Annotated in this window: 24 protein-coding genes; 9 read left to right on the top strand and 15 right to left on the bottom strand. The window is 37.3% G+C overall.

Translation table 11 applies throughout. From position 1 onward, the window contains the following. Positions 1 to 16: 16 nt before the first annotated feature. Positions 17 to 931, top strand: a complete 915-nt coding sequence (locus ACZZZK_RS15005) for a DUF6263 family protein (RefSeq protein ID WP_463484847.1) — start codon at positions 17 to 19, stop codon at positions 929 to 931. 36 nt (positions 932 to 967) lie between these two features. Here ACZZZK_RS15005 and ACZZZK_RS15000 read toward each other — a convergent pair whose 3' ends face one another. Beyond that, the gene (locus ACZZZK_RS15000) at positions 968 to 1,954 is read right to left on the bottom strand and encodes an alpha/beta fold hydrolase (RefSeq protein WP_463484846.1); all 987 of its coding nucleotides are present in this window, start codon (positions 1,952 to 1,954) and stop codon (positions 968 to 970) included. A 90-nt stretch (positions 1,955 to 2,044) separates the two neighbouring features. Here ACZZZK_RS15000 and hutH point away from each other — a divergent pair, with 90 nt between their 5' ends. Further along, entirely contained in the window at positions 2,045 to 3,526 is a 1,482-nt protein-coding gene (gene hutH / locus ACZZZK_RS14995) for a histidine ammonia-lyase (RefSeq protein WP_463484845.1), read from the top strand. Positions 3,527 to 3,578: 52 nt separating this feature from the next. On the opposite strand, the gene ACZZZK_RS14990 is transcribed toward hutH, so the two are convergent. The 4 genes from ACZZZK_RS14990 to ACZZZK_RS14975 are packed head-to-tail and all read right to left on the bottom strand — an operon-like array spanning position 3,579 to position 6,463. Then, the gene (locus tag ACZZZK_RS14990; RefSeq protein ID WP_463484844.1) at positions 3,579 to 4,427 is read right to left on the bottom strand and encodes a hypothetical protein; all 849 of its coding nucleotides are present in this window, start codon (positions 4,425 to 4,427) and stop codon (positions 3,579 to 3,581) included. Positions 4,428 to 4,430: 3 nt separating this feature from the next. Further along, positions 4,431 to 4,805: a GntR family transcriptional regulator gene (locus ACZZZK_RS14985; RefSeq protein ID WP_463484843.1), complete on the bottom strand. Its 375-nt coding sequence runs from the start codon at positions 4,803 to 4,805 to the stop codon at positions 4,431 to 4,433. Positions 4,806 to 4,822: 17 nt separating this feature from the next. Continuing rightward, positions 4,823 to 5,632 carry a hypothetical protein gene (locus tag ACZZZK_RS14980; protein ID WP_463484842.1) on the bottom strand — a complete coding sequence of 270 codons (810 nt, stop codon included), beginning with the start codon at positions 5,630 to 5,632 and terminating at the stop codon, positions 4,823 to 4,825. 3 nt (positions 5,633 to 5,635) lie between these two features. After that, positions 5,636 to 6,463: an ABC transporter ATP-binding protein gene (locus tag ACZZZK_RS14975; protein WP_463484841.1), complete on the bottom strand. Its 828-nt coding sequence runs from the start codon at positions 6,461 to 6,463 to the stop codon at positions 5,636 to 5,638. A 169-nt stretch (positions 6,464 to 6,632) separates the two neighbouring features. Here ACZZZK_RS14975 and ACZZZK_RS14970 point away from each other — a divergent pair, with 169 nt between their 5' ends. From ACZZZK_RS14970 to ACZZZK_RS14960, 3 genes are all read left to right on the top strand, one after another. Next, positions 6,633 to 7,028, top strand: a complete 396-nt coding sequence (locus ACZZZK_RS14970; RefSeq protein WP_463484840.1) for a DoxX family protein — start codon at positions 6,633 to 6,635, stop codon at positions 7,026 to 7,028. Between the two features lie 2 nt (positions 7,029 to 7,030). Next, positions 7,031 to 8,020: an aldo/keto reductase gene (locus tag ACZZZK_RS14965; protein ID WP_463484839.1), complete on the top strand. Its 990-nt coding sequence runs from the start codon at positions 7,031 to 7,033 to the stop codon at positions 8,018 to 8,020. A gap of 67 nt (positions 8,021 to 8,087) precedes the next feature. Next, entirely contained in the window at positions 8,088 to 9,167 is a 1,080-nt protein-coding gene (locus ACZZZK_RS14960) for an NADH:flavin oxidoreductase/NADH oxidase (RefSeq protein ID WP_463484838.1), read from the top strand. A gap of 205 nt (positions 9,168 to 9,372) precedes the next feature. Here ACZZZK_RS14960 and ACZZZK_RS14955 read toward each other — a convergent pair whose 3' ends face one another. Together ACZZZK_RS14955 and ACZZZK_RS14950 are read right to left on the bottom strand one after the other, a co-directional pair. Continuing rightward, on the bottom strand, positions 9,373 to 11,691 hold the full coding sequence (locus ACZZZK_RS14955) for a TonB-dependent receptor (RefSeq protein WP_463484837.1): 2,319 nt from the start codon (positions 11,689 to 11,691) through the stop codon (positions 9,373 to 9,375). 126 nt (positions 11,692 to 11,817) lie between these two features. After that, positions 11,818 to 12,150: a hypothetical protein gene (locus ACZZZK_RS14950; RefSeq protein ID WP_463484836.1), complete on the bottom strand. Its 333-nt coding sequence runs from the start codon at positions 12,148 to 12,150 to the stop codon at positions 11,818 to 11,820. 63 nt (positions 12,151 to 12,213) lie between these two features. On the opposite strand from ACZZZK_RS14950, the gene hutU reads away from it, so the two are divergent. Next, positions 12,214 to 13,884: a urocanate hydratase gene (gene hutU / locus ACZZZK_RS14945; protein ID WP_463484835.1), complete on the top strand. Its 1,671-nt coding sequence runs from the start codon at positions 12,214 to 12,216 to the stop codon at positions 13,882 to 13,884. 30 nt (positions 13,885 to 13,914) lie between these two features. Then, positions 13,915 to 14,487, top strand: coding sequence for a TlpA family protein disulfide reductase (locus ACZZZK_RS14940; protein ID WP_463484834.1), 573 nt, complete (start codon positions 13,915 to 13,917; stop codon positions 14,485 to 14,487). On the opposite strand, the gene ACZZZK_RS14935 is transcribed toward ACZZZK_RS14940, so the two are convergent. Continuing rightward, complete coding sequence (locus tag ACZZZK_RS14935; protein ID WP_463484833.1) at positions 14,477 to 14,878, bottom strand: hypothetical protein; 402 nt, start codon at positions 14,876 to 14,878, stop codon at positions 14,477 to 14,479. The two genes, ACZZZK_RS14940 and ACZZZK_RS14935, sit on opposite strands and share 11 nt — an antisense overlap. Positions 14,879 to 15,119: 241 nt before the next feature. Between ACZZZK_RS14935 and ACZZZK_RS14930 the strand changes: the two genes are divergently transcribed. After that, positions 15,120 to 16,178 carry a nucleoid-associated protein gene (locus tag ACZZZK_RS14930; RefSeq protein WP_463484832.1) on the top strand — a complete coding sequence of 353 codons (1,059 nt, stop codon included), beginning with the start codon at positions 15,120 to 15,122 and terminating at the stop codon, positions 16,176 to 16,178. A 92-nt stretch (positions 16,179 to 16,270) separates the two neighbouring features. Here ACZZZK_RS14930 and ACZZZK_RS14925 read toward each other — a convergent pair whose 3' ends face one another. From ACZZZK_RS14925 to ACZZZK_RS14895, 7 genes are all read right to left on the bottom strand, one after another. Further along, entirely contained in the window at positions 16,271 to 17,617 is a 1,347-nt protein-coding gene (locus tag ACZZZK_RS14925; protein ID WP_463484831.1) for a DUF58 domain-containing protein, read from the bottom strand. 75 nt (positions 17,618 to 17,692) lie between these two features. Continuing rightward, entirely contained in the window at positions 17,693 to 18,670 is a 978-nt protein-coding gene (locus ACZZZK_RS14920) for an AAA family ATPase (protein ID WP_463484830.1), read from the bottom strand. Continuing rightward, a complete protein-coding gene (locus tag ACZZZK_RS14915) occupies positions 18,651 to 19,841 on the bottom strand; it encodes a DUF4350 domain-containing protein (RefSeq protein ID WP_463484829.1) in 1,191 nt (396 codons plus the stop codon). The genes ACZZZK_RS14920 and ACZZZK_RS14915 overlap by 20 nt, the downstream gene beginning before the upstream one ends. Continuing rightward, positions 19,838 to 20,569, bottom strand: coding sequence for a DUF4129 domain-containing protein (locus tag ACZZZK_RS14910; protein WP_463484828.1), 732 nt, complete (start codon positions 20,567 to 20,569; stop codon positions 19,838 to 19,840). Before ACZZZK_RS14910 ends, ACZZZK_RS14915 begins: the two co-directional genes overlap by 4 nt. A gap of 1 nt (position 20,570) precedes the next feature. After that, positions 20,571 to 21,455, bottom strand: a complete 885-nt coding sequence (locus tag ACZZZK_RS14905; protein ID WP_463484827.1) for a hypothetical protein — start codon at positions 21,453 to 21,455, stop codon at positions 20,571 to 20,573. Then, positions 21,455 to 22,402 (bottom strand): stage II sporulation protein M, encoded by a 948-nt coding sequence (locus ACZZZK_RS14900; protein ID WP_463484826.1) that lies wholly within the window; start codon positions 22,400 to 22,402, stop codon positions 21,455 to 21,457. Before ACZZZK_RS14900 ends, ACZZZK_RS14905 begins: the two co-directional genes overlap by 1 nt. 59 nt (positions 22,403 to 22,461) lie before the next feature. Continuing rightward, positions 22,462 to 23,151 (bottom strand): helix-turn-helix transcriptional regulator, encoded by a 690-nt coding sequence (locus ACZZZK_RS14895; RefSeq protein ID WP_265799707.1) that lies wholly within the window; start codon positions 23,149 to 23,151, stop codon positions 22,462 to 22,464. A gap of 173 nt (positions 23,152 to 23,324) precedes the next feature. Between ACZZZK_RS14895 and ACZZZK_RS14890 the strand changes: the two genes are divergently transcribed. Further along, complete coding sequence (locus tag ACZZZK_RS14890; protein WP_463484825.1) at positions 23,325 to 25,799, top strand: hybrid sensor histidine kinase/response regulator; 2,475 nt, start codon at positions 23,325 to 23,327, stop codon at positions 25,797 to 25,799. Positions 25,800 to 26,006 lie beyond the last annotated feature (207 nt).

Genomic DNA, 26,006 nt, shown 5'->3' with positions numbered 1-26,006 from the left:
ACAAATCAAGTAACCAATGAAGTTTTTCAAAATATTTTCCATACTTTTCTACCTGACTTTAAGTGCATTCGCACAAAAGACCTACGTACTGAAACAAAATTTTCCGATAGGTAAAAAGTATACCTTTTCAATGGTTTCTGATCAGATCATTAATCAGGAAATTTCAGGGCGAAAAATAAATCTCAATCAAAATATCGGCACCGATTATATTTTCGATATCCGCAATGGAGATAATATGAGTAAGGATATTGACGTGGTATACAGTCGCATCTTTATGAAATCATCGGGAATGGGAAATACGATGATGATGGATTCGAACGATCCAGATACGACAAAAATCAATCCCTTCAGAGGAATTAAAGGCGCATCTTTCAGGATGGAAATTGCGCCAGATGGCAGTATAAAATCACTGACGGGAATCGATGCAATGTTAAACAACATGACTTTCAGAATGTCAAAAGATTCATCGGTGATTCGCAGTTTAAAAACCTCATTGGCCAAACAGTTCAATTCGGAAGGCATGAAACAAACCATGGAATCATCCTTAAAAATTTATCCAGAAAAGCCTGTAAAAATTGGTGAAAGCTGGACGGTTGACACCAAAATGCAAATGACCATGCCTATTGAAACCATCACAAAATACACTTTGAAAGAGGTTAAAAATGGAGTCGCTTATCTGAATATATCTGGCAGTTTAACCTCAAAAGGTGATTTTGAAACGATGGGGAACAAAATGCAAACTGATTTGACCGGCACAAATAATGGCGATGTGGAACTGGATATGGAAACCGGCCTAATCCTGAAGAGCCATTTACGAATAGAATTAGCTGGTACAATGTCTGCAATGGGGCAAAAAATCAATTTTGAGCTTCAGGGAATCAATAAAATGACAGGTAAAGAAATGCAGAAAAATGCTATATCAAACCCGTAAGATCTTCGCTAAAGTTATTCGTTAATCACTTCACATCTATAAACTTCCAGTTAAAGCCACTAAAAATTCAGTAGGTATTTCAATGTGCGGAATATGTCCGCAAGCTTCAAATTCTATCAGTTTTGCTCCAGGAATCTTGGCCGCCGTTTGCTTTCCTAAAAATTTGTACTGACCATGCAAAACCTGTTGATCAGGAGTTAAAAGCCCTTTACCTACGATCGTTTTATCTTCCTTGCCAATAAATAAAACAGTTGGCACTTTTAAATTTTGAAACTCATACACTACTGGCTGCTCGTAAATCATAGTGAAAGTCATGGCTGCAACCTGTGCCCAGCGCGGATAGTCGGCGCTGAAAGTAACTCCCCCGGCAACATTAACCAAATACTCATATTCAGGTTTCCAATAAGTAAAATAAGAACTCTGATAATATTTTCGAACGCTTTCTGCGGTGGTTTTTAGTTCTGTTTGATATTGCTGAGCTGTGTTTACATAAGGCACAAAGGTTTTATAATCCTCTAATCCAATTGGGTTTTCGAGCAATAATTTTTCGGTTCTATCTGGATAAAGCAATGCAAAACGCGTAGCCAACATGCCACCCATACTGTGCCCCAATACCACTGTTTTCTGAACGCCAAGAGTATCCAACAATTTTTTATTCCACGCGGCCATTTGATGGAAACTATAATGAATAAATGGTTTTGATGATTTGCCGAAACCAATCTGATCTGGAACAATAACCCGATAACCAATATCAGTTAAAGCTTTGATTACATTGCCCCAATAGTAACCACCAAAGTTTTTTCCATGAAATAACATCACGGTTTTACCGTTTGCCATCTTGGTAGGCGCTATGTCCATATACGCCATCTTCACATCCTGACCCTCAATTGATATAGGCAAAAATTTAACCGCGTATGGATATTTTACATTCTCTAAAGTGATGGACAGCGTATCAATTTTTTGTGCTTGCGAATACGTGATAGTGGAAAGTGAAAGGGCAAATAAAAGGAGAAACTTCTTCATGTTCATAATTATTTATGGCGATTATCAAAAGCGGATCCGCCTAATTTAATACTTATTTATACTTTTGACCAACCAAATAAATTAAAAACCATGCCTGTTTTTCAAATAAGTGAGAGGCCGTTAAGTCTGGATGTTTTAAGAAATATCACTTCAGAAAAAATGTCGATTGCCTTGAGTGATGATGCAATTTCTCGTATTGATAAGTGCAGAAACTACCTTGACGACAAATTAAAGCAGCATCAAGAGCCAATTTATGGCATTAACACAGGGTTTGGCTATTTGCAAAATGTTAAAGTTGAGGAAGAAAACCTTACCAAATTGCAGTACAACTTATTGCTTTCTCACGCTTGTGGCACAGGAAATGAAGTACCTGCTGAGATTGTAAAGTTAATGTTGCTTTTAAAAATTCAATCTCTAAGCTATGGTTATTCAGCCATTGCCTTATCTACTGTACAACGTTTAGTCGATTTTTACAATCATGATATTCTTCCAGTGGTTTACACTCAGGGTTCTTTGGGTGCATCAGGAGATTTAGCTCCTTTGGCCCATCTGGCTTTGCCTTTAATTGGTGAAGGCGAAGTTTACCATAAAGGTAAAAAGCTAAAAACGAATGATCTTTATCAACAACTGGACTGGCGGCCCTTATCGCTGAAACCAAAAGAAGGGTTGGCATTGATTAATGGAACTCAGTTTATGAGCGCCTATGGTATTCATATTTTATTGAAAACTGAACGCTTAAGCAATTGGGCAGATACAATTGCAGCCATTTCGATAGATGCCTTTGATTGCCGGATAGAGCCTTTTGATCATTTAAGTCATGATATTAGACCTCATAAAGGGCAACAGGAAACCGCAAAGAAAATCAAAGATTTGTTAAATGGGAGTGAGCTTATCGCAAGCGAGGGAAAACAAACGCAAGACCCTTACTCTTTTCGCTGTGTACCACAGGTTCATGGCGCCAGCAAAGATGCAATTGCTTATGTAAAGGCAGTTTTTGAAACGGAAATTAATTCGGTAACCGATAATCCAAATGTTTTTCCAGACGAAGATCGAATTATATCGGCGGGGAATTTCCATGGCCAGCCATTAGCTTTGAGTTTGGATTTCCTTTGTATTGCCCTAGCCGAATTGGGTTCCATTTCTGAAAGACGGGTTTTTCAACTTATTTCTGGTCAGCGGAATTTGCCTCCCTTTTTGATTGAAGATGCTGGATTAAACTCTGGTTTAATGATTGCCCAATATACCGCAGCATCCATTGCAAGCGAAAATAAACAACTTTGCACGCCTTCTTCGGTAGATAGTATTGTGAGCAGCAATGGTCAGGAAGACCACGTAAGCATGGGCGCAAATGGTGCTACAAAATGTTATCGGGTGGTAAAAAACCTTGAAAATATTCTGGCTATTGAATTACTTACAGCCGCCCAGGCGTTGGATTTACGTAAGCCTTTAAAATCATCAAAGGCGATAGAACATATGGTTTCAGCGTACAGGAAAGTGGTTAGCTTTAATAATGCCGACCGGATTCTGTCTGATGATATCAGGAATACAGTTCAATTTTTGAATGAGAATTAGATTTCGGTTGGTGATGACACCAACCGATAGACAAGAAAATATTTTTAGTGATTTAATTTTTCATCAATAGTTTTAGGTTTTTAGCAGAGGCATTTATCGCAGTCGAATCTGAAAAATTTCCATGTGCTTTGTTAACAAGCATGTCGGTTAAAACCACGCTCGATTTACCTTGAGTAGTAATGGAGAGGCTATCAATTTTATACTTATTTCGGTTCGATTTATCACCCTCAATAGCAATATGAGAATTTCCTTTGATTGCAATGGTTAAAACTTTGTATGATGTTCCGCTAGCCCTAAACTCACTATTATCTAAATTCAGATTGAGATCATCGACGTAATTATTACTTTGCGAAAAATTTAGGACATGATTGCCACTTACATTTAGCCTTCCAATTTTTGTGTTGGGATGGAACAACATACTCTGAAGATTATTCACATTCAACTCAAGCTGTTTAGTTTTTGCGTTGATTTCTAGCTGTAAAGCTTTGGTTACTGACAGTTGTTTAATTACTGGAGCAAAAATAACCAGGCTCAAAAAATCCATCTTTTTATCTCCTAAAGCTTTGCTTGAAATTTGGAGTACACCATTTGCATCCACAACAGCTATCAAGTTCTCGCTTTCATTTTCAGAAATCTTCATGCCACTTTCTGGATTTTCGACAAGCGTAATATTTAAGATTGTACTTTCCGAAGCAGTTACATTTACTTTTTCGAATGTTTTATCCAGTTTTCGAAGTTTAAAATAAGGAGTAACAGCATCAAACTTATCTAAACTTTCACTATTCTTAATTATTTTATCTTCTGGCAAATAGTTGAACTTCACATTGATAGCAATAACCAAAATTGGTACAATAATGAGCAACAATGCTAGCGCTATTAATAATTTATTACTTGTTTTCATGTTCTAATCGTTAAAATTTTGCTCAACAAATGTTTCATATTTAGCTTTCAATTCATCAAAGCCAATATTTAATAAATAGATGTTCCTGAATACCACCGGTAATTCATCATCTATAAACTGTACTTTACGATAATTTTTAACCTGATCGATTGCACCTTCATCAACAAAAAAGCCAATACCTCTTTTATTATTGATGATGTTTTTATTTTGAAGCAACTCATAGGTACGCATCACGGTATTTGGGTTTACTTCCATTGCTACTGCAAGCTCTCTTACTGAAGGTACTTTTTCTTCGGCTTTCCATTTCCCTAGCAAAATATGTTCACAAACATAATCTGCTATTTGAAGGTATATCGCCTTATTATCTCTAAATTCCATATCTATACCTATTAAAATTAAACCTCTTTCTCTTTTAAACGAACGTAGGTAATCAGCCAAAAAATTAAAGTAAGCACTAACGTAATTAAGCAAAGGCTAAGCAATATATTTTCCTTGTCACCACCTATCGTTATCTTAGACTTACCTGTGGTTAAAACATCAGCGGCTTTATAAATGAGGTACAAACCAGCTGCCAGGAACAGCATTACTGATACCGCGGTTTTGATATAATGGAAACTCGTAAAATAAGCGGAACCCAATAAAAATATGCTAGTAATCAGAAATGGGAAACCAAAAAAAGCCATGCAGTATTCCCGATATTTTGCATCATTAAAAACTTGCGAAAAAATACTATCTACCGCTGCAACCGACGCTCCTTTATTGTTTAAACTTTTGAATTCGCTCAAATGCATATTTAAGTACTTCACGAAGGATATATCGATCAAATAAAAAATGATAATGTAACTCGCAAAACTGATTAAAGTAGTGTAGAAAACGCCACTCAAAAACTTTTCGAAAGTTGATGCTGGCGTCATTAACTCTAATATAGCTCTGGATTTTTGACCCAAAATAGAGAAGTAACTACTTGCTACAATACTAATGAAAAGGAAACCGAGCATTAAATAAATCCCGTATCTAAAACGCATGTCTAAATTCCCATCGTAGTCGAAATTATTATATTTGCTTGGCGATGGAATGTAATAAAGATAAAAACCAACAATAGCGCCAACCACTACTACCAGGCTAATAAGATAGATTTTTCCAAAATCCAGCCACTGTCTTTTAAGCAATAAGCCAAATCGATTAATATTAAATGTATTGTTCATGGCTTAATTAAATAAAGGTTTAAATTTGATTTTTTCGGCGAGAATAGCATTGAATAGTAGCTCGATATCTAATTTGCTATCTTCCTGATGATAATTTGGCATAACGGCATTGTAGCCAGATAACGATTGCTCAGCATAAATTATACTTGCATCTATTTCCTTAACCTTTTTGAAGGTTAGCTTCTCGGTAATTTCGTCTACAGATGCTTTTAAAGCAATATCATTTTCATCTAACATGATTACCGTGTCAATCAGGTTATCTAAATCCCTAACCTGGTGGGTCGAAATAATAATGCAACGATCGTCGGTTAAAGCTGAAGCCATAATTTTTCTGAATTGTGCTTTCGATGGGATATCTAATCCATTTGTCGGCTCATCCATAATAACCAGTTTGGCCTGCGTAGCCAAACCGAAAGCTATAATTACTTTCTTTTTCTGTCCATAACTCATATCAATTAGCTTTTGCGAAACTGGAATATCGAATTCTTTAAGCAAATCATCGAAGTAAGAATGATCGAAGTTTTTGTAAAACGGCGAATTGGCTTTGATATAAGCATCGATTTTTACGGCGGGGAGATAAAATTCTTCTGGAATGAAACAAATCTGCTCTAAAAGTGCTGGCTGTCTATCTTTAGGATTGTAACCCAAAACATTTAGTGTACCACTTTGGGCATAAACCAGACCTGCCAAATTTTTAAGCAAAGTAGATTTGCCTGCCCCGTTTTTACCAAGCAAACCATAAATATGGCCCGCCGTTAGCTGCAAACTTAAATTCTTAAACAACGGCTTATGCTTGCTATAACTAAAATTAAGACTATCAATTTGAATCATAATACTGTATTAGTTAAATAATACACTAATGTATAGCTTATTATTTAGATTCCAAATTTTTGGGTAGATATTTTTTTTTATAACCCCTTTGTAAAAACTAAGTTTAATATCCGTTGCATTAAAACTTCCTTAACAGTTGGATTGTATGTTTGTGAGAAAGCATTAAAAAATGGATAAAAATTGGGCATACCTACTTAGTCGTTTAGCAATTGGCTTAAGTTTTTTCGGTCACGGGTTGGTTCGGCTACCAAAGCTTACAGGTTTTAGCAATTGGATGGTTGGTCAATTTTCGAAATCATTTTTGCCCAATGCTTTGGTGGTTCCTTTCAGCTACATTTTACCCATTGCCGAATTTATTGCAGGCGTATTAATTATTTTGGGCTTGTTTACCCGACAAGGATTATTACTTGCAGGCTTAATTTCACTAACGCTTATTTTCGGCACTACTCTGATCGAAAACTGGGAAGCCTTACCCTCCCAATTGATACATGTTGCATTTGTGGCGGTGTTACTGGCACATTTACCATACAATACTTACGCAGTAGATAAAATCATAAAAAAATAATTATGGAATACAGAAAAATAGGAAATTCAGACTTAGAACTTTCTGCCATTACATTTGGTGCCTGGGCAGCTGGTGGATGGATGTGGGGAAGTACCGATAGAAATGATGCTATTAGAGCAATAAAAGCGGGTTACGATTTGGGTGTAACCTCAATAGATACCGCACCCATTTACGGACAGGGCGAAAGTGAAGAGATTGTGGGCGAAGCAGTGAAAGAAATCTCAAGAGATAAAATTCAACTGGTTACCAAGTTTGGCATGCGCTGGGACTTGGAAAAAGGCAAGTTAGCCATGCAATCAAAAGATAACGATGGCAAAAATATCGACATTTATAAGTATGCCGGAAAAGAAAGTGTAATTTATGAGTGTGAACAATCTTTGAAAAGGCTGGGAACCGATTACATCGATCTATACCAAATCCATTGGGCCGATGAAACTACTCCTATCAGCGAAACTTTTGAAGCCGTTACCCGATTAATTGAACAGGGAAAAGTGCGTTATGCTGGTGTTTGTAATTACAATGTGGCACAGTTGAAAGAGGCAGATCAAACGTTGGAAATTATTTCCAATCAAATTCCTTTTAGTATGGTAAACCGTGGCGTTGAAGTAGAAACGGTTCCTTATTGTATAGAAAAAAACAAATCTATTTTGGCTTATAGCCCGATGGAGAGAGGTTTGCTCACCGGCAAAATGACTTCTGATTATCAATTTGAAGAAGGTGATCATCGCAAGGGAAACAAATTCTTCACTCCAGAAAGTATTCAAAAAACAAATGCATTTTTGGCAAAAATTAAGCCTTTGGCTGATGAAAAAAACGCAACCTTGTCTCAACTGGTTTTACGTTGGACAATCGAAAGACCTGGGATTACGATTGCCCTGGCTGGTGCTAGAAATGAGAAACAATCTGTTCAAAATGCGGAGGCTATCAATGTAAAACTGAGTACCGAAGAAATTCAATTCATCAATAACGAACTGCAAAACGCAGGTTTTTAAACATAAAACCCACACGCAAAATGTAGTCAAAATACGTTAATTTGCGTGCGGTAAAATATAAATAATCATGTCAAAATTATTCTCTCCTTTCACCTTAAAGGATGTAACCTTAAAAAATAGAATTGTAATATCGCCAATGTGCCAGTACTCTGCTGTGGATGGCTTTGCCAACGATTGGCATTTGGTACATTTAGGGAGCCGTGCTGTTGGTGGTGCGGCTTTAATTATCCAGGAAGCAACTGCTGTGCTTCCAGAAGGCAGAATTACCCATGCCGATTTAGGTATCTGGAAGGATGAACATCTTGAAAAACTGAAGCAAATTGTTTCATTTATCCATGCAAACGGAGCAATTGCTGGTATCCAGCTGGCACATGCAGGCAGAAAAGCAAGTTGCGAATTGCCTTGGAATGGCGGAGAACAAATTGCCGAAGGTGAAAACAGTTGGTTACCAGTTGGGCCATCTCCACTTCCATTCAAAAATGGACAAGTTATACCACATGAATTGAGTATTTCTGAAATTCAGGATATCGTTTTTGCTTTCAGAGCTGCTGCAAAACGAGCTTTAGAAGCCGGGTATAAAGTGGTGGAAATCCATGCAGCACACGGCTATTTGTTACATCAATTTTTTAGTCCGCTGAGCAATAACCGCACCGATGTTTATGGGGGAAGTTTTGAAAACCGCATTCGCCTGGTGATCGACGTAGTAGAAGCTGTGCAATCAGTTTGGCCAGAAAACCTACCAATTTTTGTGCGTATTTCTGCAACAGACTGGACCGAAAATGGTTGGAATGAGCATGACTCGCTTCAATTGTCGGCAGTTTTAAAAGATAGAGGAGTTGATTTAATTGATACCTCATCTGGAGGAAATGTACCTGATGCTTTTATACCTGCAGGGCCAAATTATCAGGTTCCTTTTGCTGATAAAATCAGAAATGAAATTGGGATTTATACCGGTGCAGTTGGTATTATTGTCGACGCACAACAGGCTGAAGATATTCTTCAGGAAGATAAAGCTGATTTAATTTTTATCGCCCGCGAATCACTTCGCGATGCTTATTTCCCAACCCATGCGGCACAGGCTCTAGGTGATGATACGGAATGGCCAAATCAATATGTAAGGGCTAAAAGAGAACCGGTTAAAAAGTAAAGGCGAAGCCATCATTTCGAGCGCAGGCGAGAAATCTTTGATATTAAAAAGTCAAATCACGGCTTATAACTTAATCGGTGATATTTCACCAATTTAAATAATAAAGTGGTCTGTGCGGACACAGACCACGGAATAAAAAAAACTAGCCGCAGCTTCACAAATAATTTGTGAGTCTGGGGCTAGTTTAATCAAAATGAAGTTAAAATTATTTCACCAAACTAAAAGGGACATATAGCCCGAAGGTGACATTTCTACCCACATTATAAATTCCGAAGTTTGGATTTTGGTAATCTAAGCGTCCGGGTTTGTATCTACTTAAAGCATCATAATATTTCTGGTTTAAAATATTATTGGCCGACACAGATAATTTAACTGGTTGTTTCCCTAAATTGAAGGTAGCACCTAAACCGGCATTTAGTAAAGTGTATCCACTAGTTGGAGTTTCGAAAACATCATCAACACGAGTTTGCTTGAAGGCCGAATTAATTCCTACTGATAAATAAGCATCATTAGTACCTTTTATTTTAGGCTCGAAACGCAATTCGTTACGTAACGTTCCGGCAGGAATAAATGCCAATGGCTTACTTAATGAAGTATTCTGGGCATGCACATAACCAAAAGTATTTTCAAAATGAATAAAAGGAACCGGGTGAATGGTTAAAGTTGCCTCTGCACCATAAAGGTTTGCATTCACCTGGCCATAGCGATACACTGGATAATCATCACCTTCAGCATTGATGATCTCGCCATTGTTCGATGCATAAATAAAATTATGCACATAATTATTGTAAACGCTAGCACTTGCACTCACAATTTTCCCTTCATATTCCAAAGCGGCATCTACCTGGTAACTGCGTTCCGGACTTAAAGCTGAGTTACCAATTTCATACCTGAAAGTTCCTTCATGCACACCATTCGAGGCTAATTCTGCAGGGTTTGGAGCACGAAATGCTGAACCTGCGTTTGCTTTAAAATTCCATTCCTCGTTAAATTGATGGGTGAAGCCTAACGCACCACTTACATTAGAGAATTTGTTTTGGAATGGGGCAAAAATTTCTTCGCCATCTTTAAACAACTGCTTACCATTATTTTTACGAAAATCGTAACGGGCACCAATGCTGAAAGTGTTGTTCTCCCAATTCTTCTTCGCAAATGCGAAAACACCTATTCCGTAAGTGTTGTAATCTGGAATTAAAAACTCATCATCAGCTTTATTCAAGCTCCGGCCAGCATCTGCGCTTAGGCCAAAAACTGGTTGCCATCCGTTGGTTTCATGTAAATAATATTTCAAATCGCCGGTAAACGTTTTCAAATCAAAAAACAATGCAGGTTCCGGACCATCTTCCAACTCTCTTCGTTGATTCTGTTGATAACCAAAATCAGCTTTCAAATTGCCATTTCCAAGAATAAAGTTATTGTTTAAAGCAATTTTAAAGTGACGAATATCCTGACGGGGATAATCTAATTCGCGGTTTTTGAAATCGGAATTAATGAAAGCTTCGCCATTTTCTTTAACAAAGTTTCCGTTATCATCTAGCGCAGGCTCGTAAAAGCCAATGTTATTGCGGAAACTCGAAACGTTTAAGTGCGTATAGCCCCAGCTTTTGTTCAATCCAATCATCCCGCTTAAATCCGTCTCATTAAAGCCAGAATTAGGGAAATATCCGGTAGGTGTTTTAAATGAATAGGCATTTTTGTAAGTTCCCCGGGCCCTCCAAACGAAACCATTTTCATTACCATTAAGCATTAATGAGTTGGCTGTTAAACCGTTGTTGGTAGAATAATTGGTAATAAATTCGCCATTGATTTGTCCTTCTGGAGCTGTACTTGGCTCTAAAATATTAATCACGCCGCCTAATGCATCAGACCCATACATTAGCGAAGCCGCACCCCGCAGGATTTCAATTCTGTCGGATTTAAACTGATCAATTTCAATACCGTGCTCATCTCCCCATTGTTGTCCTTGCTGCTTTATTCCATCATCTAAAGTTACAATACGGTTATAACCTAAACCACGAATCACAGGCTTTGAAATCGACGGCCCGGTAGTAATTTGCGAAACTCCAGGCACTCTTGTTAATGCATCAATGAGGTTGGTAGATGGTGCCAAAAGCTGGTCTTTGCCCACCACTGCCGATGAGGCACTATTACGTTTGCTTGTGCTGCTGATGATGCTACCTGTAATCACAATTTCTTTTGTTTCAATCGCAGTAGGTTGCAGAGCGAATTCTAAAATTGGTGCATTGGCAAAATTGACAATTTTCGTTGCCGTTTTGTAACCAATGTAATGTACCTCCACTAAATAACTCCCCTTATTTGGCAGGTTGTTAAGCATAAACTCACCATCATTATTGGTGATAGCAGTAACCTTTAAATCGGGAATGTAAATGGTTGCGCCAGGTAGAGTTTGGTTGTTACTGGCATCAATAACTTTACCTTTAATATCTTTTAAAGCAAGTGCAAAAGCCGTATTGCCCAACAAAGTATATAGAATTACTAAGCCTATAAGCTGTAATCTTTTCATATTTTTTTATAATAAAACAGAATGAGTCAAAAAGGATAAATCAGCACTGATACAGCGCATAACTTACTTTATTTAACGAAAAAACAATTGATTAATCCATTTGATGGATTCAAAATTTTGGAAAGATTATGCAAAAGGAGGCCCACGCAAATCGGTGCGGAGCAGTGCTACATATGAGCTTTTCAAAATTGGCTGAGTAGAACTCAACAATTTTGCCGAAAGAAATATTCTGTAAATGTGGTGTGTTTGAACGTAATCCTTTTCAAAGCTGGCATTACAAATCAAACAGTTATCGCCATGAGATTGAACATGGCTAACGTGGTGACAATTAATTTCCTTTTTGGGAATAGGAATTTCCTGATGGTGGTGTAAAACACTCCAAGGGGTTAGGGCAATAGCAAAAACAATCAGCATAAATGCCGACAAATACTTTCTAACGCTTTGCTTGTGCTTTTTCAATTTGCCAAAAGTAGCAAATGTTGTTCAATTCTATATCTTTGGAAAGTAACATTGCTTTTATCTATGAGCCAGAAACTAACCGATGGTTTAAACTTAAGCCAAAAACAAACTCCAAACGGAATCGAATTAAGTTGTAAGGGATGGATTCAGGAAGCAGCATTACGCATGCTTTTAAATAATCTTGATCCTGATGTTGCAGAGCGACCAGAAGACTTAATCGTTTACGGCGGAAGGGGGAAAGCAGCAAGAAATAAGGAATCGCTTAGCTTGATTATAAAAGCATTGCGTGATTTGGAAAATGATGAGACATTGCTAATCCAATCTGGAAAACCTGTGGCCATTTTACCCACTCATGCCGATGCACCTCGTGTTCTAATTTCCAATTCTCAACTCGTACCCAAATGGGCAACACAAAAGCATTTTGATGAACTGGAAGATAAAGGTTTGATGATGTATGGCCAAATGACTGCAGGTTCGTGGATTTACATTGGCTCGCAAGGCATTGTACAAGGCACTTATGAAACCTACTCTGCTTTGGCAAAAAAACATTTTGGCAACAGTTTAAAAGGAAAATTAAATGTTACCGCTGGCTTAGGTGGCATGGGTGGCGCCCAACCCTTGGCCATTACCATGAATGAAGGTGTTTGTTTAGCCGCCGAAGTTGAAGAATGGCGTATTAAAAAGCGTTTAGAAACCCGTTACATTGATGAAATCAGTTACAATATTGATGACGCAATTGATAAAGCATTAGTTTATAAAAAAGAAAATAAAGCGATTTCCATCGGCGTGGTTTGTAATGCTGTGGAACTATTACAGCGATTAATCGATAGAAATATTGTTCCGGATACCTTGACTGATCAAACATCGGCTCACGATCCTCTAATTGGTTATTTCCCGGAGGGATTAACTGTAAATGAAGCTACTGATTTAAGAAAAAATGATCCTGATGAATATGTAAGGCAATCTTATGCTACCATGGCGAAACATGTTAAACAGATGCTGGAATTGCAAAAACGTGGTGCGATTACTTTCGATTACGGCAATAATTTACGCGGTAGAGCATTGGAAGTTGGCGTAGAAAATGCTTTCGATTTTCCAGGCTTTGTTCCTGCATACATCCGCCCACTTTTCTGCGAAGGTAAAGGCCCGTTTAGGTGGGCTGCTTTAAGCGGCGATCCGCAGGATATTTACGAAACCGATAAATTGATATTAGAATTATTTCCAGAAAATAAAAGTTTACATCGCTGGATTAAAATGGCACAAGAGCGGATTGCTTTCCAAGGATTGCCCGCCCGTATTTGCTGGCTGGGCCAGGGTGAGCGGGAAAAGGCAGGCTTAGCTTTTAACAAACTGGTAGCCGAAGGGAAAGTTAAAGCGCCAATTGTAATCGGTCGCGACCATTTAGATACTGGATCTGTGGCCTCGCCAAACCGGGAAACCGAAGCTATGCTGGATGGCTCTGATGCGGTAGCAGACTGGCCAGTTCTAAATGCTTTGATTAATACCGCTGGTGGCGCAAGCTGGGTTTCACTGCATCATGGTGGTGGCGTTGGCATTGGTTATTCCATTCATGCAGGTATGGTTATCGTAGCCGATGGAACTCCTGAAGCCGAGGCGAGATTAAAAAGAGTCTTGCATAACGATCCTGCAATGGGCGTTATTCGCCACGCTGATGCGGGTTACGATATTGCAAAAGATACCGCCAGAAAATTTAGACTGGGATTGAAGGAATAAATTATGGGAAGAATAAAAAGTTAAATAAAAATGAAATTTATCAAGAAAAATATCGTCAACGGACTTTTCATTGCATTGATATTAGTAATTGTTTTTGTGCCCGATGCGAAAGCTTTGCTGATTAGAGGATTAATGGGAATCGGACTCTATTCTCCCTCTATCACCGAATCTCCAAAAGCGGCGATGGATTTGAGTGGAATTAAGTTCCAGGATGCAAAAGGAAATGCTATTGATTTGGGCCAATTAAAGGGTAAAGTTATTTTCTTGAATTTTTGGGCAACCTGGTGCCCGCCTTGCACAGCAGAAATGCCTTCTATAAATAAACTATACCAGCAATTTAAAGATGATAAAAATGTAGTTTTTATTTTTGCAGATGCTGACGGTGATTTGGAAAAATCGGTAAAGTTTATGACGAACAGAAAATATGAAATGCCAGTATTTAAGGTAACAAGCACTATTCCTGATCAAATTTTTTCTGGCGCTCTTCCCACAACTGTAATTTTCGATAAACAAGGAAGATTATCATTCAGGCATGAGGGAATTGCAAATTACGCCGATAAAAAGATTGTCGATTTTTTAACCAAACTAAAAGTTAGTGAGTAGCTTTTAGTTTATAAAGTTTGAAACTGTAAGTCTTAAGATCGATACCGTAATTCCCAATAATTTTATCGGGCAACATTTCATAATCATCTTTCATCTTGTACAGGATGATATTATCTCGCTTTCTTCTTTTAATTGTCTTATCATTTATGTCTGGAAGAAATACCAGACTTTGCGTGTTTTCTCCTTGAATTTTATTTGGAAGATATTTTACTACCTTTTCTGTTTTGATGTCAGTTTTGATAATCTCACTACCCAAAATGTAGCCATTAGCCAATGATAATTTGATTTCAAAATTTTTGGTTTTGCCATAGTAATATTCAAACTCGAATGCTTTTTGAGCAAAAGTGCTTAAGCTAGCTATTAACAAAATGATGATTACTGCAGCTTTCATGTTTAATAATTTATAATTTAAGTTATACAATTTGCATGGTTTTTCATAGTTGCACCAGCCTAAGTGAATTAAACCTTATTGACGCGGCAGCCTCCGGTTTTTCAATCGGAGCTATAGCAGAAAGCTCCGTAGGAGTACCTTTGGGACAGGACTAATTTAACCTATTGATTCCAGCATCCCCTTTTCAAAAGATATATACATTTAACTATACATCGCTAATTATTTCCTTACTTTTGCCGCCATGATTTCATTTTTCGAGGCAAACTTAAAGCAACTTTCTATCCACCATACCGGCAATAAACTGGTAGAAGAATATTATAAATTATCTGATGCGCCATTAAAGATTGATGATGAAACTTTGAGCAATTTGTTAATGCAATATTTCTTGAAGCCTTTCGAAAAGGTAAATGAAGTCTACCGTTTTTACCATCCGAATGATAACCTAAATCTAAATGAGGTTTATCATTTTGCACACGAGATTTTTGAAAACAATGCGCTTTTTCATGAGGATTCGCAGCAATTGGCCAAGTATCTATATGATGTAGCCAACCATCCGAAAATAAAATCAGGCGAATTGTACGTGGGATACTTTGAAAAAGTACAAATTGAAGGTGAACAAATGGATGTGCTTGGAATTTTCAAATCGGAAACCAAAGACACTTATTTGAAAGTTTTTCCTAAAGATGACGGCTTTAATATGAGCTATGAGCAGGACGCCATTAGCATTAATAAACTGGATAAAGGCTGCTTGATTTTTAATACTGATAAAAGTGAAGGTTACAAAGTAGTGGTGTTGGATCAGGCAAAAAGCAGCAACGAATCTGCTGTTTATTGGAAAGATGAATTTTTGAAATTGAAGATCAGAAATGATAGCTACAACCAAACCAATAACGTTTTAGGTGTTTACAAGAACTTCGTAACTCAAAAACTGGATGATGACTATGAAATTAGCAAAGCAGATAAAATTGATCTCTTAAATCGTTCGATGAAGTATTTTAAAGAGAAGGAAACTTTTGATATTGAAGAATTCGGGAACGAAGTAATAGGCAATGCTGAAGGAATAGAATCGTTTAAAAACTACAAGAAAAACTACGAAGAAGAATACGAAAGCCCGATTGCAGACAACTTTGAGATTGCAGAATCGGCAGTAAAAAAGCAGGCTCGTGCTTACAAAAGTGTTTTAAAATTGGATAAAAATTTCCATATCTACATTCATGGCAACAAGGACATGATTGAGAAAGGTTACGATGATGATAAATCGATGAATTTTTATAAAGTTTATTTCAGAGAAGAAGAATAAGTTTTTTAGTCTGAAGTCGGCAATCCTTAGTCATGAGTCGTCTTTCGAAAACATCAACTCTGGACTAAAGACTCTCGACTGAGGACTTTGAACTATATCCGCTGTTGTGCTTTCAACGCCAAGTAGCGATTAATTACATTTACGGTAAGCTTTTGAGGCGGCGTTAGAATAGATAAAATTCCATGTTTACTTAATTCTTTAACCATCAATTTCTTCTCATAAATAAACTTCTCTGCGATGGTTTTATGGTATATTCCTTCCACATCTTTTGCAGGCTCGGTACTTAGCGATTTAAGCTCTGTATTTTCAAAAAATACAACCACTAACAAATGATATTTCGATATTCTTTTGAGGTAAGGCAGTTGGCGTTGCAAAGCAGAAAGGCTTTCAAAATTGGTAAAGAAAACCAATAAGCCTCGCTGTTTGATCACAACACGTACGCTACTGTACAAGGCTTCTAAATTGCTTTCTAAATAGCGGGTTTTTTCCTTGTAGAGCACATTCATAATGTTGCCCAGCTGGGCAGATTTCCGATCGGCCGGAACAATAGACCCGATCTGCTCTGAAATCGTAATCAAGCCTGCCTTATCTTCTTTAAGCATGGCTACTTTCGAGAGTGCAACTGTTGCGTTAATGGCATAATCAAGCAAACTCAACCCTTCAAAAGGCATACGCATTACCCGCGATTTATCGATAATGCAATATATATTTTGTGACCTTTCATCAGTATAGGTATTTACCATTAAGCCACCTTTTCTAGCAGTTGCTTTCCAATTGATGGTTCTAATATCATCGCCGCCCACATAGTTTTTTATCTGATCAAATTCGCTACTATTTCCGATTTTTCGGATTCTTTTAATGCCTAGCTCTGTTAAATGGCGAGAAACGGCCATCAGTTCATACTGACCAAGATTAATAAACGAAGGATAAACGGGTAGCACCTTTGCTCCATCAAAATTATATCGTCGACTAACCAAACCTAATGGAGAGCTGATGTAAGTCCTGATAAAACCAAACTCATATTCGCCACGCTTTGTTGGCCGTAAATTGTAGTGTATAGACTTTCTTTCTGCAGACTTTAGATTGAGCCTGAAATCTTTATCACGGAGCTGAAATTGAAAGGGTACTTCATCAATCACTCTGGCATTGACACTAAATCCATAACGATTTTTAATTTCAATTTGAACGGGATTTTCGTCGCCATTGCTTAGGCGTTTCGAAGTAAATCGCAGCGCTTCAATCCCCTGCTGAATTCTATAAAGAATAAAAACATCAACGAAAAATAATATAAGTACTACGCCAGTGACAATTTCAGGGATATCGCCAAGCCAAGCGAAGAAAAATTTCAGCAAAAAGAGCACTACACACAAACCTAAAGCCGCAAACAAACGATCATTAAGGAATAGATTGATATAATATTGCTGAAAGAATTTTTTCAATTGTTATGAATTTCTAAACGATTAATTTATTGACTCTAGATCTTAGACTCTTGACTGAAGACTTCGGACTACATCCTACCTCGGTACTTCTATTTTTTTAATAATTTGATTCACGATATCACTCGTAGTTAAACCTTCCATTTCCTTTTCAGGAGATAACAAAATGCGATGCGCCAATACAGGAACAGCAACGGTAATGATATCTTCAGGAGTTACAAAATCGCGGTTATTGATAGCAGCTAGGGCCTTTGCGCTATGCACAATAGCTAATGATGCCCTTGGGGAGGCACCCAAATAAAGTGACGGATTATTGCGGGTTTCATTTACAATCTTGGCAATGAATTCCAAAAGCTTTGGCTCCACAAAAAGGCTTCTAATTACTGCTCTCGCAGCCTGTATTTGCTGAACCGATAAAACAGGCTTCACATCGCTAGCCAAGGTTTTATTTACCAAAGAATGTTGCGCCATTAAAATTGCGGTTTCTTCTTCCAACGAAGGATATTTCACTTCTATTTTGAACAAAAACCGATCAAGTTGCGCCTCTGGCAAACGATAGGTTCCTTCTTGCTCTATGGGATTTTGGGTAGCCAACACCATAAAAGGTTCGTCCATGATGTAAGTTTGCCCATCAATGGTTACCTGGCGTTCTTCCATTACTTCAAACAAGGCAGATTGTGTTTTTGCTGGAGCACGGTTAATTTCATCAACTAAAATAATATTTCCAAAAATAGGACCTTTTCTAAACTCAAAATCACCTGTTTTGGTATTAAAAATTGGAGTTCCTAAAACATCAGAAGGCATTAAATCTGGCGTAAACTGAACTCTTGAAAATTGGGCATCGATTGATTTTGCCAATAATTTAGCACTTAATGTTTTGGCCACCCCCGGAACCCCTTCTATCAATATGTGCCCATCGGCAAGTAAGCCCACAATTAAAAAATCGATAACCTGCTTCTGTCCGACGATAATATTTCCAAGCACCTTTCTAATTTGCGCTACCGCTTCGGTTAAAGTGCTTAAATCTGTACGTTGGTTAAATTGTTCCTGCTCCATGGCTTTGGGTATTTTGATGAAAAAATTCTATGCTTTGATTTAGACTAATAAGTTCCTGATCACTTAAAGTGCTCATTTGTGGTATTTGTATAAAATATCGGGTTAGTGTTTTTGCCGACGGCTCGTTGATGCCTGTTTTTTCCATTAAGAGTGTGGCAAAATCTGCCCCAATCTCATTGGTTTTGAGAAAATACCTGGTTCGCAAATATTCCATAAAGTAATTAATTTTCTTTTTGGCAATATCCAGGTTATTTCGTTCGTGGTAATATACACTGCCTACCACATGCGCATATTCAACAGATGCATTTTTTAGAGGATCGGCAATGGGAATAATGCGCTGACGACGCTTAATTTCATAGAGTACAAAAATAACCAAACTAAAAATGGTGAGATAGTAAGCCCATTTAAGTTCTGGATGTTTAAAAAACACCCTCAAAACGTCCGTTGTTTCGTTCTTTTGCGCCGAAAAGTAATCATCAAAAATAACTTGATCACTTGTTTGGATATAACTTAGAGTTTTCGCAGCATATTCTGCACCGTATTTATCCAACATATTAAAGTTGGTATAAAAACCAGGTTCTGAAATTAAGAAAAGCGCACCTTTGCCATAATTATATTTAACAAAATTGGGTTGCTTATTATTATTTATCCCCAATACGATACCTTTTTTGAAATCGATTTTACTAAAATACTGTGTTCCAATACCTCTTTCGAAACCATAGTTGGCATCGGTTTTTAAATTGGGATTGGTAAAATTAAGCGAAGGCCGATCTGCCGACATCGTAGTAGAAGTTTCAATTTTCAATTCTTTTTCAAGCTTCCCAAAATCGTAACTGGCGATAAATACGGTATTTCCCGCTTGCATAAACTTCTTCATTTGATCGAAATCAGTTTTAGAAACATCGATCTTTTGAGCGATCAAAAAGTAGCTGGCATTATTAAAGTTTTGATCCTTCAAGGTATTGTAAACCGGCCGTTTCGATTCTTGAATTTTTGCCTTTGGAATAATATCCTTAATTCGATCTCTAATGATGAAAGTACCATAAGGAATTTTATCTGTAGCTAAATAGGTTGGTGCCCAGTTTGTGGGTGTGGGTTTATTATATTGGGCTACCAGATACAGCAATATCAATACAATGCCAATACCGAAATAAATTTTATAACTTCTCATTTAATTTTTCCGTTGAACTGGTTAAATGATTGGTTTATGGGCTCAAATTTATTTTCATCGATAGGGAAATCGCCATACCAGATATAATCAAACTGAAGGGTAAGCCTGCTAAAATCTTCCTTTAACTCGGGCTTACTAATTTCCATCAGGTAATTGTAATTCGTTTTATCGGGTTGCCATTGAATAATTTCGGCATCACTTAGTTTTTTTAAGGCTTTTAAATAAAGTAAGCGTACGGCTAATCGATATTTTCTTTCGCCTATTAATCTTTGTAATTCCTGGTCAAAATCAATCTCATGGATGTTTTCGGTAATTACATCGTAAGGCAAAATAGTTTCTTTTGATTTTTTACTGAAAATATTTTCGGTACCAATCGCTTTTATAAGAACGTATACTACTACAGCCACACCTAAACCAATAAAGAAATATCGCGATAGCGGATTTGTTGCAGCACCTGAAAATAATCGGCCAATCATATTCCAAAACCACATCCAGAATCTATCCCATAAGGAAAGTTGCCTCACTTGAAGTTCATCGTACTGAAACTCTTTTTGATCTTTGTAATTGCTAATTGCCTCTTTATCAAATTTTGCAGGCGTAATTTTGCTGCTATCTAATTGCATCACAGGTTTTGCCTGCTTCGGCTTTACAACAATTTGTGCATCACAATTTACAGCGAACAAAAACAGTAAAAACGAAAGAAGATATTTGATAAAGGACTTCGGCATTTTAGTATTCTTCTGGTCGCGTATCGATTGTTTTGTTTGCGCTGCCAAAGTTTGTAATGCGCTCCATTAACCCTGTGTTTTCTTTCTGCTCTAACAAACTAAAGTACGATAGTGAAATGGTAATAATAGGAATAATGGTAAATACCTGGCATAGCGACTGCAAAACGGTTGTGATCATACTCAAAGTCAAAGACATTTGGGGGTTTTTGCTGGTAAACATCCCTATCATATTGAATAATGTAGTGGGTAAAACTACCATGCTCATACATGAGTAAACGATTATCCAAACGATGATTAATGTTCCAAAAGTTACCCAAAAGTTATCTTTAATCATTGTAAAACTCCTGCTAAAAGAATAGCCAAAAGTTCCATTTTCAATCACCATAATGGGAAACATCATGGCTACAAAAGGGAACAAGTAAAAACCTGGTATTAAGCAGAAAATAAATCCAATAAACACCATCAGTATCAATACGATAGAACTACCAAAGATTCGGAAAAAGTAATATTTAAAGTACCCCCAAACTTCTTCCATGGTGGGAATTTGATTCCCTTTTTGAACATATAGGGCGATGTAGGATAAGATGGCCACGGTCATACTCGCATAAGTTGCCAATGAAAAAAGCAGCGACAAGAAATATTCTAAACCGTAGATATTGCCAAAAGAAAAGCCTCCGGTGCTTTTGTCACTACCGACTGTATTAATCATGTTTACCATTTTATATTGATAAACCAGCATTGATGACATGCTTGCCAAAACGAACAATCCACAAAAGGTGAAATAAGTTTTTAATAGTGGCTTAAAATTTTGGCGCATAAATGTGAATGTATCATTTATCACCTGCCCAAAATCTCTCCGTTTTTTGAATTCAATTTTCGCTATCATTACAAACTAAGCTTCTTAATAATTTTTACTGGATATATAAAGACGTACCAAATGATAAATATGGCAGACATTGTTAAAATGAATACACTTAAATAGATCGGCATTTCGGTGTGGCGAGTAACAAAGCTTTCGAAAAAGGCTGCTACTATAAAGATGGGAACTAAGCCCAGCACGATCTTCAAGCCATCTTTTGCGCCTCTAATTACCGATTCCATACGGGTATAGGTTTTCGGGAATAGAAAACTGTTGCCCAATACCAGGCCAGCAGCACCGGCTAAAACAATAGCCGAAATTTCTAGAGTGCCATGAATCCAGATCACCAATACAGATTGCAAGCCCAGGCCTTTACTGAAAAAGAAATATTGGAAGGACCCCAACATCACTCCGTTTCTAAATAGCGAAACGATTGATCCGAAGGAAAATATGATGCCTAAAACGAAGGTATATAAGGCTACATAAATGTTATTAAGCCCAATTTGAGTAAACATTAAAAATTCATTCGATTGTTTATAAACACCGAACGGATCTCCTTTTGCTATATTTTCATTGGTCATGTTTACATAATCATCGCCCATAATCAGGCGCACAAATGTATCATCGTATTTGGCCGATAAAGCTCCGATAGCGCATGAGATTAGAAAAAATATAAGTGCGTAATAGATTTGCTTACGGTGCTCAAAAAATAAAACCGGAAGTTCTGTTTTCCAGAAATGAATAAAGCGGTTCGATTTTTCTTTTTTGTTTTTATAAACTGCCTGATGAAGCTTAGAAGCTAACCCATTTAAATAGGCTGTAGTTTTGGAGTTCGGATAAAAGGTTTTGGCATAAGCCAAATCGTTGGTAATTTCGATAAACTGATTTGCAACTTCATCAAGGTTTGCCTGCCTCACACTTTCATAATGCTGCCACTTTTCCGAATTTTGTTTAACAAATAAAGCTTCTCTCATGTAAGGCGTAACCAAATAGTGGCTTAAAATAGCTAAATTTTTATGGATATAAAAAACGATTAATAATTAACTGGCAGCATGCTCATGTAATCGTTTAAAGGCATGTGGTTGGTTTTGCAAAAAGATTTATCGAGGATATTTAAACTCACAATTCGGGTTACACTAAAATCGCGATATTGGTTTCTAACATGGCACCACGCAATTAAATGCCAGCTAAAGGCATAGAAAATCAAGCCGATCGGCTCTACTTCCCTTTTGCTTTTTTCTTCTTTAGCATTGCTATATTCTAAAGCAACCATTCGTTTTTCAGAAATCGCTGTTTGAATTAGCGAAAGATATTCATAATTAAATTTCATACGCTCGGGCACCTGAAGCTTGATATGCGCATTCATTGCTTCGAGTTTCTCTTTCTGATTGTATTTTAAAACGGCTTTAACCTTTGTTAACGCTGCAGAATAATGCGTACGGATGGAGTTATCTGCAAAACCATTAACCAGGCTTTCTACCAAAAGCAATGCATTGGCTTCATCCATGTTAAAAGAAACCGGAGGTAAAAAGTAACCTTGAACCAGAAAATAACCCTTCGGCTGTTCAAAACCAACCGGAATTCCCTGCTCCTGTAATGCCTTAACATCGCGATAAACCGTACGCACACTAATTCCAAATCGTTCAGAAATCTTATCTGCAGAAATATATTTCTTAGACTGAAGTAAAGTTAAAATCCCGAAAAGACGATCTATGCGGTTCATTGTTTTTGGCCTCGGATAAAAGTAAAAAAATTGTCGCGGATAAAAGATCGGGCAAACAGATTATTTAAAATCTGCCGTTCAACATCAAACTTCCTTGGTATATTATTTGTATTAATAAGTTATGATGTTTTTTAACCAAAATTTTCGTTAAAGTAAAAGATAAAGTTCAAATAATGGCAGCCGTTATACAGAAACGTTTCTTCAGGGCAATTAAAAGTAAAGTGATCATTGGGTTTTTATTCGCCTGTTTTGCACTGCTTTTAGCTTGGGGTATCAGCAAGTTTGCTTTTACGCGAATGCTGAATACCGTTGAAGAAATTTCGGCTCCGAATGATCGCCTGAGGATCGTAAATGATCTATCGCATAAAATCGCCAGACTTGATCAGCTTCAGCGGGATGAGGCTTTTAACAAGCAAGGCAACTATAATTTCTTACGAGAATCTCGAAAACTGAGGTCGAGTTTAGACACATTGCGTAAACTTTATGCCAATGATTCGGCCCAGCTAGCCAGGATAAAATCGATCAAAAACTTACTTGCGCAACGCGATAAACAGTTTGTTTCTTATCTACAAGTTCGCGAAACGCTGGTAAATACCAAGTCCTTCTCAAACGAAGTAAAAAAATTGAATGAGCTTGTCGCCTCACGGGCAATGCAAACAGATAGCGCAGTTTTAACTACCGAAACTACAACTTCTACCACTACAGTTGCACCGCAGGAAGAAGAAAAATCGAGGGGCTTTTTGAGTAAACTTTTCGGGAAAAAAAAATCAGATGTTTATAAAATCATTAATGAAGAATTTAAAGTTCGGCGTGATACATTAAACGCCAAAGCGGAAGATAGTATTATGAAAAGTATGACGGGTTCGCTTAAAAATATTGAGCAAGAACAACGTCAGAAAAGTCAGAAGTTTTTAAAGCGGGAAGCCGAGCTATCAAATGCCAGCAACGCTTTAACCAATCAAATGCTTCAAATTTTAAGGGAGGTTGAAGGCCAGGCAGTGGCTCAAATAGATTTAAACGGAATTCAGGCAAAAGAAGTAGTTAACGACGGGATTACACAAATCACGGCCATCATTATTGCTTTCTTTTTGCTTACGGTAATATTACTTTATCTCATTTTGACTGACATTACCAAAAGCAACAGGTACAGGCGAGCACTCGAACTGGCAAAAGATGAAGCGGAATATCACGGAAAGGCAAAGCAACGCTTTCTATCAAACATGAGCCACGAAATTAGGACGCCTTTGCAATCTATATTAGGTTATGCCGAACTTATTTCCGAGCAAGATCATCCAAAGAAAAAAGATATCGATGCCATCTATCAATCATCCATTCACTTACTGCAAATTGTAAACGAAGTTCTTGACTATAACCGCATTATCTCCGGAGAGTTTACTTTCCAAAATCAGGTTTTTAGCGCCAAACAGATTGTAGATGAGGTGACCTCGGTGGTTCGCCCTCTAGCAGAAAAAAAATCACTCCAATTAATTACAGATTTAGATTTAGGCGATGTTGATTTTGTAAAAGGCGATGCTTTCAGACTCAAACAGATCCTCTTTAACCTATTGGGAAATGCTGTAAAGTTCACCTTGAAGGGAGAAATTAGCCTCCGAATATCATGCAAAAAACAACTCGATAATTTGCATTTTCATTTCACGATTAAAGATACCGGAATTGGATTTGAAGAAAAAGACATCTCGCGAATTTTCAATGAGTTCGAACAAATCGAATCGCCAGAACAATATGTACTGAACCAAACGGGCACAGGTTTAGGATTACCAATTGTAAAATCATTAATCGAAGCTCAGGGAGGTAGAATTCATGTAAAAAGTAAGCCCGGAACAGGCACCACTTTTAATATTTATTTAACTTATCTAGAAACTTCGGAACGTACAGCCCATGTTGATTTAGAAAATTATAAAATTGTGAACCCAGGCACAGTTTGGGTTATCGATGATGATCAACTCATACTGGATCTATGTGGCCTTATTTTTGAAAAAAATGAAATTCCCTTTCAAAGATTTAATCACGTTGCCGATATTTTACAGGAAAATCCCCCCAAGGATTTAAAATATGTGCTGGTTGATATGCGTTTGCCCGAGATGACAGGGATAGAGCTTTGCCATATCTTGAAGAAAAAACTGCCTCATACCGTTAAGTTTTATGCCATTACTGCTCAGGTTTTACCCGAAGAACGGGAAATGGTTTTGAGTGAGGGTTTTGATGGTTTGATTATGAAACCTTTCCGCAGCATTGATTTGCTTTCCATTTTTGATAAAATCAAAATTATAGAGGAGAAAGCTGAATTTGATTTTTCTTCCATCGAAAAAATGACTTTCGGAGATCAGCAGATGCTGGAAAAAATATTAACACGATTTAAAAAAGATTGCATTGAGGATGCAGAATCACTCAAAAATCATATACACGAAAACGATCAGGATAAAAGCAGGCTAATTGTTCATCGCCTTGCGGGTAGAACAGCGCAAATGGGATCAAAAAACTTAGCAAACGCATTTAGAACGCTCGAGTTAGAAATTGCTGAAAAAGGATTGTCTTCCGAAATTATAGCCGGGGTTTTTAATCAGTTGAAGAAATTGGATGGATTAATTAAGGCAATGGATGAAATGGAGTTGGTTGGGGAAGGATAACCTCACCCCTTCATCCCCTCACCTCGAAGAGAGGGGGCAGTGAGCAACACAGACCTATAATTTTTTAAAAGAATAGTAAAAAATAAATTTGTAAATCTGGGTTTAACTTACAATCCCCACAATCCCTTTCCAGAAGAGAGGGGGGTTAGGCAGCTATAAGCATCAGTTCTTCAAAAATCATTTCTCCAGAAAAAAAAAGTTATGGCA

Source organism: Pedobacter sp. AC163 (genome assembly GCF_979258665.1).
The sequence above is the reverse complement of the archived record's forward strand: the minus strand, read 5'-3'. Positions and strand labels throughout refer to the sequence as shown.

What these genes read in the sequence shown, in the direction of transcription:
- ACZZZK_RS14890 (WP_463484825.1), top strand. Translation starts at nt 23,325, where the DNA reads ATGGCAGCCGTTATACAGAAACGTTTCTTCAGGGCAATTAAAAGTAAA.
- ACZZZK_RS14930 (WP_463484832.1), top strand. Translation starts at nt 15,120, where the DNA reads ATGATTTCATTTTTCGAGGCAAACTTAAAGCAACTTTCTATCCACCAT.
- ACZZZK_RS14915 (WP_463484829.1), bottom strand. Translation starts at nt 19,841, where the DNA reads ATGAGAAGTTATAAAATTTATTTCGGTATTGGCATTGTATTGATATTG.
- ACZZZK_RS14920 (WP_463484830.1), bottom strand. Translation starts at nt 18,670, where the DNA reads ATGGAGCAGGAACAATTTAACCAACGTACAGATTTAAGCACTTTAACC.
- ACZZZK_RS14905 (WP_463484827.1), bottom strand. Translation starts at nt 21,455, where the DNA reads ATGATAGCGAAAATTGAATTCAAAAAACGGAGAGATTTTGGGCAGGTG.
- ACZZZK_RS14965 (WP_463484839.1), top strand. Translation starts at nt 7,031, where the DNA reads ATGGAATACAGAAAAATAGGAAATTCAGACTTAGAACTTTCTGCCATT.
- ACZZZK_RS14990 (WP_463484844.1), bottom strand. Translation starts at nt 4,427, where the DNA reads ATGAAAACAAGTAATAAATTATTAATAGCGCTAGCATTGTTGCTCATT.
- ACZZZK_RS15000 (WP_463484846.1), bottom strand. Translation starts at nt 1,954, where the DNA reads ATGAAGAAGTTTCTCCTTTTATTTGCCCTTTCACTTTCCACTATCACG.
- ACZZZK_RS14980 (WP_463484842.1), bottom strand. Translation starts at nt 5,632, where the DNA reads ATGAACAATACATTTAATATTAATCGATTTGGCTTATTGCTTAAAAGA.
- ACZZZK_RS14895 (WP_265799707.1), bottom strand. Translation starts at nt 23,151, where the DNA reads ATGAACCGCATAGATCGTCTTTTCGGGATTTTAACTTTACTTCAGTCT.
- ACZZZK_RS15005 (WP_463484847.1), top strand. Translation starts at nt 17, where the DNA reads ATGAAGTTTTTCAAAATATTTTCCATACTTTTCTACCTGACTTTAAGT.
- ACZZZK_RS14955 (WP_463484837.1), bottom strand. Translation starts at nt 11,691, where the DNA reads ATGAAAAGATTACAGCTTATAGGCTTAGTAATTCTATATACTTTGTTG.
- ACZZZK_RS14985 (WP_463484843.1), bottom strand. Translation starts at nt 4,805, where the DNA reads ATGGAATTTAGAGATAATAAGGCGATATACCTTCAAATAGCAGATTAT.
- ACZZZK_RS14935 (WP_463484833.1), bottom strand. Translation starts at nt 14,878, where the DNA reads ATGAAAGCTGCAGTAATCATCATTTTGTTAATAGCTAGCTTAAGCACT.
- ACZZZK_RS14900 (WP_463484826.1), bottom strand. Translation starts at nt 22,402, where the DNA reads ATGAGAGAAGCTTTATTTGTTAAACAAAATTCGGAAAAGTGGCAGCAT.
- ACZZZK_RS14910 (WP_463484828.1), bottom strand. Translation starts at nt 20,569, where the DNA reads ATGCCGAAGTCCTTTATCAAATATCTTCTTTCGTTTTTACTGTTTTTG.
- hutH (WP_463484845.1), top strand. Translation starts at nt 2,045, where the DNA reads ATGCCTGTTTTTCAAATAAGTGAGAGGCCGTTAAGTCTGGATGTTTTA.
- ACZZZK_RS14970 (WP_463484840.1), top strand. Translation starts at nt 6,633, where the DNA reads ATGGATAAAAATTGGGCATACCTACTTAGTCGTTTAGCAATTGGCTTA.
- ACZZZK_RS14975 (WP_463484841.1), bottom strand. Translation starts at nt 6,463, where the DNA reads ATGATTCAAATTGATAGTCTTAATTTTAGTTATAGCAAGCATAAGCCG.
- hutU (WP_463484835.1), top strand. Translation starts at nt 12,214, where the DNA reads ATGAGCCAGAAACTAACCGATGGTTTAAACTTAAGCCAAAAACAAACT.
- ACZZZK_RS14940 (WP_463484834.1), top strand. Translation starts at nt 13,915, where the DNA reads ATGAAATTTATCAAGAAAAATATCGTCAACGGACTTTTCATTGCATTG.
- ACZZZK_RS14960 (WP_463484838.1), top strand. Translation starts at nt 8,088, where the DNA reads ATGTCAAAATTATTCTCTCCTTTCACCTTAAAGGATGTAACCTTAAAA.